Here is an 11468-nt window from a genome sequence, read left to right on the forward strand (position 1 = left end):
GTGTTGATCGCGGAGAACGAGGCGAAGCCGGTGCCGAAATCGTCCAGCGCCACGGACACGCCCAGCCGCCGCAAGGCGTGGACCGTGCGCGCCGCGCCTTCCAGATCGTCCAGCGCATGGCGTTCGGGAATCTCGATCTCCAGTGCCTCTGGCGCCAAGCCGTGATCGCCCAGCACCCGCTCCACATCGGCGACGAGTTCCGGTCCCAGGCGCTTGGGCATGATGTTGACGGCAACGCGAAGCCCGGGTTTCTGCCCGTTCCACGCGGCGGCCTGGATCGCGGCGGTTTCCAGCACCCAGATGTCCACCCGGCGCGCCTGCGGCATGCGCTCCAGCCCCGCCAGGAATTCCGACGGCGGCAGCGAGCCGTGGCGCGGATGGTTCCAGCGCATCAGCGCTTCGGCCCCGATGACTCGCCCGGTCGCCAGATTAACTTGCGGCTGATAGTGCAGCTCGAACTGGCCCTTCTGCTCGGCCCGTTCCAGTTCCTGCCGCAGCCGGGAACGCAGGATCGCGCGGGTCTGAAAGTCGGACTGGAACACCGCGAAGCTCGCCGCGCTCTGGCGCAATTCGATCACGGCCATCTCGGCGCGGGCCAGCAAGGTTTCGTAGCTGGTGCCGTGATCGGGGGCCACAGCCAGCCCGGCGCGGATATCCAGCGGCACCGGGATCCCCGGCCCGGCGCGGATCAGCATCGGTTCCGCGGTGACGAAAGCGGCCAGTTCCTCCGCCCGCGCCAGATCCGGCAAGCGCGGAAAGACGAGCGCCAGCGTCTCCCGCCCCAGCCGCGCCATGCGGGTGCCGGGCGGCAGGCTGGCCTGCAACGAGATCAGCGCTTCCTGCGTGGCATGGCTGTTCCAGTCACTGACCAGGGCGTCCAGCTGCTCGCTCAGGCCGCGCACTTTCAGGAACAGCAGGCCCAGCCGCTCATCGCCGCGCAGCCGCGTCAGCGCTTCGTCGACCAGTTCCTCGCACTCGCGCGGGCCCAGCCACTCGGCAGCCCCGGCGGAGAACGGCACTGCCGCCGGATCAGCCGGAGACCATCTCATTTCCAAGCCGCCCATCCTCTTTCACCCGCCACCGCCGCAAACCGCGGCTCTGGCTGTGCGAGACACGAACCGTGCGAACATAACGCCATCCTCATATCCCCGCCTTGGTACCAAGAGGTATCATTTCGGGTTAAGACAATGCTAAGTCCGCACACTAATTCGATGTTAACCATCACGAATTGCCCTCGAAAGCGTCAGAACGTCACCACCACACTGACGGTATCGCTGTAAGTGCCGGCCACCGGCGCCGCCTGGGCCGGGTTGATCCGGGCCTTGTAGGTAAACGGCTGGGCGGGGCTGACCGCGCCGGTGCCGGGCGTGGCGGCGGCTTGCGGATTGCTCTCATCCCAGATGGTCGCGCCGTCGCTGCGATAAAGGTTGTACTGCAGCACCCGGCCCGCACCGTCCTTCATGGTGCGCCACGGCCGCGCGCTGGGGGCGGACCCACTGGTGAACGCCACGTTGAAACTGGCGCCCTTGCTGCAATCGACCAGTACCGACTGCGTCACCTCGGCGAACTGGCTGAGCAAAGAAGCCGAACCGAATGCAACGGGCGGAGCGGAAATCTGGCAGTCCTTGCCCACGTTCATCGTCACCGGGATCGTGGAAGTGCCGGTGCCGGATTCGTTGAGGACGCAGGCGTTGCTCAGGTTCACGGCGTGGCAGATCGTCCAGGTCCACTGCACGGTCAGGGTATCGGTGTAGGTCCCGGCGGCCACGTTCGCATTACCGTTCACCGTCAGGTAGATGCGCGGAGTGAACGACCCGCCGGTCAGGATCGTCAGCAGCGAGAGCATCGTGGGATCGAAGTAGTTGATCGTGCCGTACTGCGCGAAGCTGTAGGTGCCGTTGGGATCGGCGCTGACCACGTAGGGGATGCGGTCGGCCCCGGCGGCCAGCTTCCAGCCGTTGGCGCTGGTGATCGTTGCCCTGGCGGAGCTGGTGCCGCCCAGCGTGATGACCGAGCCGGAGCAGGAGAAGCCCGCGCTGGTGGAGACTTGCGCAACCCCGTTCGCCTGCACCGTGTACGAGCTGCTGTCGGCGAAGCTGGCGCTGCTGTTGGCGGTCTGGCAGGCGGCGCGAGCGGGCACGGGGGCGAGGAGCAGGGCGGCCCAGCCGATCAGGGCCAGTGTCAGGACAAGGCGGCTCATCGGCACGGCACTTCGCCCAGGTCCGCCATCGCCTGGCGCGTGGTCGGCGCGGCGATCCGGGCGGTGCAGGTGCCGCCGCCGCGCTGGCGCACGGTGACGGCAAGTGTCTCATCGGAAATGTCGGAGAGGAACAGCATGCCGTCCCAGCCCACCGGCAGACTCCGGCCATCGGGCAAGGTGGCGGTGCTGCCCGGCGCGATCGGCTGGCCTTGCGCATCCACCAGCCGTGCGGTGCCGCCCCGCGTACGGCGCACCGCCATGCGAAGCACCGCGCCCGCGCCTTCGGCCACGGCCACGCGCGTCTCCACTCGGCTGGCGACGTATCCTGCGTCCAGCGAGATCGGGTCTATCGCGATCCGGCCGGGATGCCACGCGGTAACGTCGCGCACGAACAGGCGGCCCTTGGCATCGGTGCGGCCCATGATCTGGTTCTCATACGTCACCGGCACGCCCGCGGCCTCTCCGGTATCGACGACGAGGAACGAGGACGGCGCTTCGTTCGCGGCGAACAGACCCCCGTCCATCGCCAGCACCGCGCCGCTGACCCCGCCGCCTACTGCGCTGCGCCCAGCGGCGAGGGCGGCGGTGGCCTCCCACTGTGAAGTCTGGCTGCGATAGAGGCCCGTCGCCTGCGCATAGGCGCTGCCGCGCTGGTCCACCGCCAGCGCGCCCGATCCGCCCCAGCCGCCGTTGGTCGGCACCGCCAGGTCCACGCTGGCGTCCGCCCGAAGCGCGCCGCCCGCCCGCGCGCTCAAGCCGCCGCTCACGCTGACGCGGCCCAGCGGCACCACTAGGCGGACTTGCCCACTGGTGGCATGGCGGCGCACGTCATAGTCGGCGCTGGCGAACGCGAATATCCGCTCCGAAACCGGCAAGGACCACGAGGCGGAGAGCAACCGCACCCGGCTTCCTTCACGGGCACGGGCATCGATGAAGCTGAAGCCAAGGCTGCCCCAGCGGCCTGCCTGCACGCCCAGCACCACCCGGCTGCTGCTGGATGCGCGCAATGGGACACGGTTGAAGGCGGCAAGGTCAAAAGTGCCGAGATCGCGGAACGTGCCGCTCACCCGGCGGTGCTCTGCGGCGAACGTAAAGCGGCGGCCGGAATAGTCATAGCCCAGCGTCAGCGCCGTGCCGCTGCCCGCATCGCTCTGGCTGGCCGAGAGGGCGAGGTGGGCGGTGCCCCACAGGCCCGGCGCCCAGTCCGCACCCACCCCGCCCAGCGCCAGCCCTTTTGAGCCTTCGCCATGGCCGGACACGGTAAGCTGTCGGTTCAAACCGTGACGCACAACGAAGCTGGCGGCGGCGGGGCCATAGCCGAAACTGCGCAGGCCATAGCCGCGCCGCAGCAGCCCGGCCTCGGCGGAAAAGTCGGTCAGCCCCGCGCGCAGCAGCGTGGCCGAGACGTAGAACGGGATCGTCGTGGCGACCTGGCGGCCCACAGCATCGGTGGTGACGAGCGTGGCTTGCCCGGCGCCGTTCACCACCGGCACGCCGTCCAGCACGAAGCGGCCCGGCTGCACCGTGCTGCTGCTCTGGCGATACCCATCGATGAAGACGTCGACGGCGCTGGGCACGGCGGCCTCCCCGGCGAAGCGCGGCAGCGGCGTGGTGACAAGGTCCGGCCGGGCGGCGAAGCTGCGGCCCACTTGCACGCCGCCCAACCGCACCGAGCCGGACCACGGCAGTGCCGCCGTCACCACGTCCCCCACGGTCACCGCCATCGCGCGGTCCTGGTCGACATGGCGAAAGCGTGTGTCGTAGCGCAAGTAGCCGGAGCGGGGCGCGTCGCCCGCCAGCCGAACTCGCAGAACGCCGGTGTTGGAAAGCGCACCGAAGCTGCCGAACAGCCGCTGCTCGGTGAACAAGCTGGCGATCGCGGTATCGCCCGATCGCTGGACGTAGAGGTTATAGTTCAGGGCCGCCCCGGTGCTGGCGGTGGCGCGCACCCGTTCGCGCGGCGGCGCGGCGATGGTCTGGCCGGGCAGCATATCCAGCGGCACCGTCAGCGACAGGCGCTGGAGCAGGGGATCGTAACGCGTGACGATATCGGTGCGAGCGGACAGGTCGATCAGCGCGGCATCATCCGCCGTGGTCCCCAGTGTCAGTCCCGCTGCGGCCAGATCGCTGGCGGCGATGCGGATATGTGCGCCTTGCACTTGCGCAGGCACCAGCCCTTCGCCTTCACGGCCGTTCACCACCAGTTGCACGTAGACTTGCGCCGCCGGCTCCGTGGCAAGGTCGGGCGGTGGCAGGTCACGCGCTTGTGCGGCCGGGGCGGACAGCATCGCGATTGCCAGCGTGACGGGCAGGGCGCGCGGTAGGGGCCGGGCAGATGGCACGATCGGCGCGCCGGTCCACCGTCAGCTGGACCGGGCGAGGGTCTGCTCGCTGCCGTTGACGGTGATGACGAGCGGGGCGCTCAGCCGCGCCTGCTCCGGCAGTTCCCACCGCATCGTCGCCCCGGGCAACACATAGCCGACAAGCCCGCCGCGCACCACGGCACCGCCCTGCTTCAGGTCCGTCAGCCGGGCATGGCCGGTGCCGGTGTTGGTGATCGCCAGCCAGGGCTTGCCGTCCACCATCTCTATCCGCGAGGTTAGCGCGGGGCGCGCCGTCGCTTGGGGGCTGCCGTAGGTAAACAGCGGAATCGAATAGCGCATCTGCACCGATAGCTGCGCGCTCACCCCGGCCTCGGCAGGCGGAGCGGGGGGTGGCAGTTCGTCGATCAGCAGGCGATAGGCATGTTCACCCGCAGCATCGGCGGTGCGGCGGATCACGCGGATCAGCTGGCGCTGGCCCGGCCCCACTTCGGCGATGGGCGGGCTGGCGACCACGGCGTCCTGCCGCTGATAATCGTCCTCACCCGCCGGTTGCCGCCAGGCGAAGGCGCGCACCTGCAAGGTCACCGGCGTCTTCCCCCGGTTCTCCAACCACAGCGCGCTGGCCTGTTCTCCGGGCGCGATACGCGGGTCGACCGGCCACAGCACCACGGAGGATTGCGCCACGGCAGGGCAAGGCATCGTCGCCATCGCCACTCCCATTCCCAGGCCCAACGCCAGCAGCATCGCACGACGGATCATGTCACGAACTCCCCTAGTCCACGGGCGCTACCAACTGAGGGTAAGGCGCAAGGTGTCGGTATATTTGCCCGCCTGCAGCGCTCCGGGCAGAGTGAGGCTGGCCTTGACCGGAATGGTCTGCTTGCTGGCCCCGGCCGCGAACGACAGCGCCAGCGCTTGCGTGGTCCACGCCGTGGTCGAGCCGTTGGCGAACAAGGCGTAGGGCACCATCGTGGCCACGCCCGCCTGCATCAGGCGGCGCTGGCCCGACGCTGCGTTGTTGCCGTTGTCAGCGCTGAGCGAGGCGGACGTGCCCGGGGTGCATTCGATCACCACGCCGCTCACGCCAGAGGCGATCAGGTTGGCCTCCACCGTTCCCGTCGCCAGGCCGGACACGGTGCCCAGGTTGATCTGTCCCCACGATCCGCCTGCCTGCGCCACGGCGCAACCGTTCACGATGGTGGCGGTGACATCGAAGGCCTTGCTGGTGGCGGCCTGGCACGTCACGGCGGCGGTGGCGACCCACACCACCACCGTGACGGCGGCCAGGTTTACGGAAAAGTGCAAGGCTGCTCTCCCGCTCCCCGGTTACCAGCTGAGGACGATCTGGACGGTATCGGTGTACTTGCCAGCCGGCAGGATGCCGCCGCTGCTGTTCGTAGCCCGCGCATAAATCGGCACGGAGATCGCGGCGGCGGAGGCGGTGCCCAGCGCGATCTGCTTGCCGATCGTGATCTCGTTGGTGCGCGCGGAATCGCTGAACAGGCGATAGGCCACCGTGGTCGAGCCGGAGAGGAGGTATCGCGATCCGGCATTGTCATGCGCGCCCGCACCCACCGTCAGCACCGGGCTAGCGCCGGGCGAGCACAGGATCGACAAGTTGCCTGCCGTGCCCACCAGCAGCGCGTCGGTAGAAGTGAAAGTGCCGGGCTGATCGGTGAACAGGATCTTGCCGGTGGAGCCGACATCGGCCTGCACCGTGGCCGCGCCGTTGACGGTGCAGGCGTTCAGCACGTTCAGTTCAAGATCGATGGTCCCGGTCGACTGCCCGGCGCGCGCCGGGGCCGAGGCGGCCATCATGGCCAGCACCGCCAGCGGCAAGGCCGCGTGACGCCTGCGGCAGATCGAAGGGATGAGCATGGGAAAGTCCTTCTGCAAGATCGCCACGAAAAGCGACCAAGCCGATTAAGGACTTCCTACAGCTCTACTTAACCATGCCCCCGATTTAGACCAAAGTATAAGAACGAAACGATTTTTGTACGCCGCCGGGTCACAGACCGCGGGCAATCGCGGCCAGCGTCAACCGCGTCGTGCGCCGCGCTTCGGCTAGCGACGTCGCTTCGCCAAGGGACAGGTCCAGCCACGCGGCGTGCGCCTGCGCGAAGCCCAGTGTGCCGCATAGCCCGGCCAGGCGATGCGCCTCCCCCTGGTCGATCCGTTCCTGCGCCAGCATACCCATCGCCGCCTCCAGCCGAACGCCCAGCCGCTCGATCATCCCGGCGATCGGGCCGGGCCCCAGGATTCCGGCGATTCGGCGAGTCGGCTCCAGCGAAACAGGCCGCCACTGCTCCAGCTCTCGCGCAGCATGGTCAGCGGGGCAGTGGATAGGGATGGCCGCGTCGACACTGCTCGATTTCGGATCAGTCTTTGCCTCCGCTTCGGTCAATAACACGATGGGAGCCGTCCTGCTGGGGCCATGGAGCGCTCGAACTGCGGTAACCAGCCTGGCAGCAGCGTCTGCCCGCGCGCACTCCTGCAGCAGCAACAGCGCTATCGGCTCCTGATCGGCCATGGTGCAACATTCCGGCGTATCCGCCGCTCGCCTGATCGCCCAACCCGTTGTTTCAAGGGCCTCCCCCCAGGCTTTGGCGGCGGTTTCGCCCAACCCCACCAACAGGGCGATGGGGGCTTCACGACTCGGTGAATCTATCGTTTTCATTTTTTCGCGAACCCAGGATCGTGAACAGGAACTGCACGCCTCTGGAAGCAATAACGGTTTACAGGCGCACGATAAAACCGAATTCGTGCGTCTATGAAGCGAGAACAGCGGCGCCGATCGGGTCAGGGTGGATGAAGGCGCAGCGCGTCCTGGTGGCGGATGACCATCCGCTGGCGCGCGAAGGAATAGTGCTGGCGCTACGCCATGCCCTGCCAGACGCCGTCATCGCTTGCGCGGGCAGCATCGCCGAGGCGGAGCGCGAGGCGGCGGAACCACCGGCTGCGATCGGCGGGGCCTTCCAGCTTGTCCTGCTGGACCTGATGCTGCCGGATGTCCGGGGCTTTTCCGGTTTTCTGCGCCTCCAGTTTCGCCTGCCCGAAGTCCCGATCGTCCTGATCACCGCGCATCATGATGCCGCCACGATCGCCTTGGCCCGCAGCATGGAGGCGGCGGGCTTCCTGCTGAAGTCCGAGCCGCTTGACGCGATCGCTCACGCTCTGCGCCGGATCGCGGCGGGGGAGCGAGTGTTCCCCGCGATCGACGCCACCGCCCGCGCCCATGCCGAGAACGCGGCGGCGCTGCATCAGCGGCTCAAGGCCCTGTCTTCCGCGCAACGCCGGGTTCTGTTCGCGCTGACGGATGGGCGCGCGAACAAGCAGATCGCCCACGATCTGGCGATCACCGAAGCCACCGTGAAAGCCCATCTCACAGCGATATTCCGCCATATCGGGGTCTCCAACCGGATGCAGGCGATGCTCCTGTTGCAGCCGCTGCTCGGCAGCGTGACGGCATGAGCGTAGCTGTCGGTTTTCGCGCACCGCGTCCGCCCTCCCTGGCGCGTTATCTGCTGCTGGGCCTCCTCATCCCGGTGGCGCTGATCGCGCTGGGTCGCTGGCTGGATGGGGAATACGACCGGATGCGGGAGACCGGCTCGCTGGTGGAACAGATCACCGTCCGCAGAGCGCACGCGCTGGATCTGCTGGCCAGCCTGCGCAAGGCAGAGACCGCGCAACGCGGCTTCATCATCACGCGCGATGCGGGCTTTCTCAAAAGCTACGATCCCTCCCGCCGCGAGATCGAGCAGGATCTGGTCGCCCTGGCGCGGTCCGGCGCGGCGCGTGATGGCCATCTCCGTCGGCTGGACAAGCTGGTTATGGCCAAGTTTTCCGAGATGGACGAGGCGATGCGCCGCCTGCGGTTGCAAGGCCAGGCGGCGGCAATCGCCCGGGTGACGGACGGTGAAGGTCAGCGCCTGATGGACCGGATCGAGGTCGAGATGCAGGCGATCATCGTCGCCGATGCGGCGCGGGTGGCGCGCGGGAACGAGGCGTTCTGGAGCCGAACCGAACGTTCGCGAAGAGTCGTGTGGCTGCTTGTCACTTTGATCGGCGGCCTGGCGCTGGCCGGCACGGTGGCGATCTGGATCGCACGGCGCGAACGGTGGCGCGTGATGGTGGCGGAAGCGGATGCCTCGGCCCGCAACCAGGCCACGCTGGACAGCACCAGTGACGCGATCGTCATCCTCAACCCCAGCGGCACCATCGAAAGCGTCAACGCCGCCGCGCGGCGGGTGTTGGGATACGAGCCGGAGGAATTGAGCCGGCGGGATATTTCTGTCGTGCTGGATATCGCGGAGGGAGACGGGTGCTTCCACAATCGCATCGGCTTGTCCGAAGGGCGGCTGCAGACGACGCTGTTTCTCGATCGCAGTGCCCGCACCAAAGACGGGCGGATGATCCCAGTGGATGTGGCGCTGGGCCTGATGGAAGTGCCGGACGGGATCCACGTCGTCGCTTCCATCCGGGACATTTCACACCGGCGTGAGATTGAGCGGATCAAGGATGATTTCATCGCCACTGTCAGCCACGAACTGCGCACGCCGCTGACTTCGGTGGTGGGTTCGCTGGGTCTGCTGCGCGGCGGGGCGGCCGGGGAGCTGCCGCAAACGGCGAACCAGCTGGTCGATATCGCGGAGAACAACGCCCGCCGACTGATCCGCCTGACCAACGACATCCTCGACCTGGAGAAGTTCGGCAGCGGCCAATTGGCGATCGACCTGGCTCCCACCGATCTGGTCGGCATCTTGCGCCAGGCCGCGATGGAAAGCGAAGTGCCGGCGCATGCCAAGGGAATTCGGCTGTCCCTCCAGATCGCGCAGGAGACTTGCGCGATCCTGGCCGACCGGCAGCGACTGCTCCAGGTGGCGGCCAATCTGCTCTCTAACGCCGTTCGTCATTCGCCCAAGGGGTCAACCGTCACGATCGGGCTGACGGTCGAGACAGGCGTGTCGACGGTTCGTATCAGCGACGAAGGACCGGGCGTGCCTGAAGCTTATCGCGCGCATATCTTCGATCGCTTCGTGCAGGCTCCGGCGGACGGGCAGGCCGGTGGCACCGGGCTCGGCCTCGCCATCGCGCGTGAGATCGTGCTGCGGCATGGCGGAGCGATCTGGGTGGAGGCCGCCCCTGGAGGCGGGGCGTGCTTCGCCTTCACGCTGGCCTGTCATGACGACGATGCGACACTCAGCGAGGCGACATCCCAGCTGGTTCGGGGTTCGCCAACGCCTCCCCTGCCGTTTTGCGAGCATTCCGCGTGCCCCACGATCCTGATGATCGACGATGACGAGGACCTGTTCAAGGTTGTCGCCGCCTCGTTGGCCGGAGAGGCGCGCGTGGTCAGGGCGAACGGGATCGCGTCCGCCCAGGCGGTGCTGGAATGGGAGGCCCCGGCGCTGGTGCTGCTGGATATCGGCTTGCCTGACGGCGCCGGAACCACCTTGCTGCCATCACTGGTCGGTCGCGATGGTCAGCCGGTGCCCACGATCATCTTTTCCGCCCAGGACAGTGGCGTGGAGATCAGCGGGCCGGTGAAGGCAGTGCTGGTAAAATCGCGCAGTTCTCTGCCGATGCTGCGCGACTGCATTCGCGAAATCCTGAGCCGAGGGGAGCCACGATGACGCATGATCTGCGCATTCTCTATGTCGATGACGATGACGATATCCGCATCGTGGCGACAATGGCGCTGCAACTGGACCCGGGGTTGGAGGTGCGCGCCGTGTCTTCAGGGCAGGCAGCGCTGGCAGCCCTGGATCAGAATGCGTGGCGACCGGACGTCATTCTGATGGATGTAATGATGCCCGGCATGACCGGCTTTGCGTTGCATGATGCGCTTCGATCGCGAGAGGGACTGGGCCAGACCACGCGAATTTTCATGACCGCCAGAGCGTCACGCGCCGGGTTCGAAGAGTACGTCGCGAATGGGGCACATGGAGTCATCTTGAAGCCGTTCGACCCGTTAACGCTGGCAAGCGAGGTGCGGGCGATCGCAAACCGCCCGCGCCTCGACTGAATTCAAACCAAGCTTATCATGGTTTCGTGGCTTGCTCCTCCGCCACCGCCCGCTGGGAGTTCGCCTGGGCGTTGTTGCCCTGGTCGGAGTTCAGCGCGCCGGTGATCCAGATGATCGTCATGGCCAGGATCGCCAAGACGATGCTGATCAGCAGAACATAGCGCACGGTGTTGTTCGTGCTCCCGGCGCGGGCTTCCGTTGCGTCGACGTGGACCTCACCATTACGGACTTCCATGACGCTTCTCCTAACCAATGTCTCGCGCCGGGTACGAAATGCCCGAACCCGGCAGCAGGAATTACTAGGAGAGCAACGCCCAAGACCGCCCGCCGTTCCGCGAGACGGTCTTAGGGGCAGGGCGATCAGTCCCGCAGCAGTTCGTTGATGCCGGTCTTCGAACGAGTCTGCGCGTCCACCGTCTTCACGATCACGGCGCAGTAGAGCGACGGCCCGGCAGTGCCATCGGCCAGAGGCTTGCCCGGCAGCGAGCCCGGCACGACCACCGAATAGGGCGGCACGCGGCCGACGTGGACCTCGCCCGTGGCGCGGTCGACGATCTTGGTCGATGCGCCGATGAACACGCCCATCGACAGTACCGCGCCTTCGCCCACGATCACGCCTTCGGCCACTTCGGAACGGGCGCCGATGAAGCAGTTATCCTCGATTACCACCGGTCCGGCCTGCAACGGCTCCAGGACGCCGCCGATGCCCGCGCCGCCCGAGATGTGGACATTGCGCCCGATCTGCGCGCACGAACCGACAGTGGCCCAAGTGTCGACCATCGTGCCTTCGCCCACATAGGCGCCGATGTTGACGAAGCTGGGCATCAGCACCACGCCCTTGCCGATGAACGCACCCCGGCGCGCAATCGCGCCCGGCACCGCGCGGAAACCGGCTTCGCGGAAGGCGTCACCATCCCAG

12 protein-coding genes are annotated in these 11468 nt (G+C 67.4%); 3 read left to right on the forward strand and 9 right to left on the reverse strand.

The window, feature by feature from the left end:
* The 7 genes from ACHWRX_RS00400 to ACHWRX_RS00430 form a co-directional block, all read right to left on the reverse strand.
* Window positions 1–1049 (reverse strand): EAL domain-containing protein (locus tag ACHWRX_RS00400; protein ID WP_394657677.1); only part of this gene is annotated, 1049 nt, incomplete at its 3' end.
* A 194-nt stretch (window positions 1050–1243) separates the two neighbouring features.
* Window positions 1244–2200 (reverse strand): spore coat protein U domain-containing protein, encoded by a 957-nt coding sequence (locus ACHWRX_RS00405; protein ID WP_394657666.1) that lies wholly within the window; start codon window positions 2198–2200, stop codon window positions 1244–1246.
* The gene (locus tag ACHWRX_RS00410) at window positions 2197–4542 is read right to left on the reverse strand and encodes a fimbria/pilus outer membrane usher protein (protein ID WP_394657667.1); all 2346 of its coding nucleotides are present in this window, start codon (window positions 4540–4542) and stop codon (window positions 2197–2199) included. Before ACHWRX_RS00410 ends, ACHWRX_RS00405 begins: the two co-directional genes overlap by 4 nt.
* 21 nt (window positions 4543–4563) lie before the next feature.
* Window positions 4564–5283 carry a molecular chaperone gene (locus ACHWRX_RS00415; protein ID WP_394657668.1) on the reverse strand — a complete coding sequence of 240 codons (720 nt, stop codon included), beginning with the start codon at window positions 5281–5283 and terminating at the stop codon, window positions 4564–4566.
* 27 nt (window positions 5284–5310) lie between these two features.
* Window positions 5311–5829: a spore coat U domain-containing protein gene (locus ACHWRX_RS00420; RefSeq protein ID WP_394657669.1), complete on the reverse strand. Its 519-nt coding sequence runs from the start codon at window positions 5827–5829 to the stop codon at window positions 5311–5313.
* 21 nt (window positions 5830–5850) lie between these two features.
* The gene (locus tag ACHWRX_RS00425) at window positions 5851–6402 is read right to left on the reverse strand and encodes a spore coat U domain-containing protein (protein ID WP_394657670.1); all 552 of its coding nucleotides are present in this window, start codon (window positions 6400–6402) and stop codon (window positions 5851–5853) included.
* Window positions 6403–6532: 130 nt separating this feature from the next.
* Window positions 6533–7054 carry a hypothetical protein gene (locus ACHWRX_RS00430; protein WP_394657671.1) on the reverse strand — a complete coding sequence of 174 codons (522 nt, stop codon included), beginning with the start codon at window positions 7052–7054 and terminating at the stop codon, window positions 6533–6535.
* Window positions 7055–7332: 278 nt separating this feature from the next.
* On the opposite strand from ACHWRX_RS00430, the gene ACHWRX_RS00435 reads away from it, so the two are divergent.
* From ACHWRX_RS00435 to ACHWRX_RS00445, 3 genes are read left to right on the forward strand one after another with little or no spacing between them, the layout of a single operon-like run.
* Window positions 7333–7995 (forward strand): response regulator, encoded by a 663-nt coding sequence (locus ACHWRX_RS00435; protein WP_394657672.1) that lies wholly within the window; start codon window positions 7333–7335, stop codon window positions 7993–7995.
* Complete coding sequence (locus tag ACHWRX_RS00440; protein WP_394657673.1) at window positions 7992–10157, forward strand: ATP-binding protein; 2166 nt, start codon at window positions 7992–7994, stop codon at window positions 10155–10157. The genes ACHWRX_RS00435 and ACHWRX_RS00440 overlap by 4 nt, the downstream gene beginning before the upstream one ends.
* Window positions 10154–10549, forward strand: a complete 396-nt coding sequence (locus ACHWRX_RS00445) for a response regulator (protein WP_394657674.1) — start codon at window positions 10154–10156, stop codon at window positions 10547–10549. Before ACHWRX_RS00440 ends, ACHWRX_RS00445 begins: the two co-directional genes overlap by 4 nt.
* Before the next feature lie 16 nt (window positions 10550–10565).
* Here ACHWRX_RS00445 and ACHWRX_RS00450 read toward each other — a convergent pair whose 3' ends face one another.
* Entirely contained in the window at window positions 10566–10784 is a 219-nt protein-coding gene (locus ACHWRX_RS00450; protein WP_394657675.1) for a hypothetical protein, read from the reverse strand.
* A gap of 125 nt (window positions 10785–10909) precedes the next feature.
* Window positions 10910–11468: 2,3,4,5-tetrahydropyridine-2,6-dicarboxylate N-succinyltransferase (locus ACHWRX_RS00455; RefSeq protein WP_394657676.1), on the reverse strand; the 559-nt coding region annotated here is incomplete at its 5' end.

This window comes from uncultured Novosphingobium sp., from assembly GCF_964277725.1.
Classification (GTDB): Bacteria; Pseudomonadota; Alphaproteobacteria; order Sphingomonadales; family Sphingomonadaceae; genus Novosphingobium; species Novosphingobium fluoreni.

Excerpts from the sequence above, each read along its gene's own strand:
- ACHWRX_RS00405 (WP_394657666.1), bottom strand. The coding sequence starts at position 2,200 with ATGAGCCGCCTTGTCCTGACACTGGCCCTGATCGGCTGGGCCGCCCTG.
- ACHWRX_RS00415 (WP_394657668.1), bottom strand. The coding sequence starts at position 5,283 with ATGATCCGTCGTGCGATGCTGCTGGCGTTGGGCCTGGGAATGGGAGTG.
- ACHWRX_RS00425 (WP_394657670.1), bottom strand. The coding sequence starts at position 6,402 with ATGCTCATCCCTTCGATCTGCCGCAGGCGTCACGCGGCCTTGCCGCTG.
- ACHWRX_RS00430 (WP_394657671.1), bottom strand. The coding sequence starts at position 7,054 with ATGGCCGATCAGGAGCCGATAGCGCTGTTGCTGCTGCAGGAGTGCGCG.
- ACHWRX_RS00435 (WP_394657672.1), top strand. The coding sequence starts at position 7,333 with ATGAAGGCGCAGCGCGTCCTGGTGGCGGATGACCATCCGCTGGCGCGC.
- ACHWRX_RS00440 (WP_394657673.1), top strand. The coding sequence starts at position 7,992 with ATGAGCGTAGCTGTCGGTTTTCGCGCACCGCGTCCGCCCTCCCTGGCG.
- ACHWRX_RS00445 (WP_394657674.1), top strand. The coding sequence starts at position 10,154 with ATGACGCATGATCTGCGCATTCTCTATGTCGATGACGATGACGATATC.
- ACHWRX_RS00450 (WP_394657675.1), bottom strand. The coding sequence starts at position 10,784 with ATGGAAGTCCGTAATGGTGAGGTCCACGTCGACGCAACGGAAGCCCGC.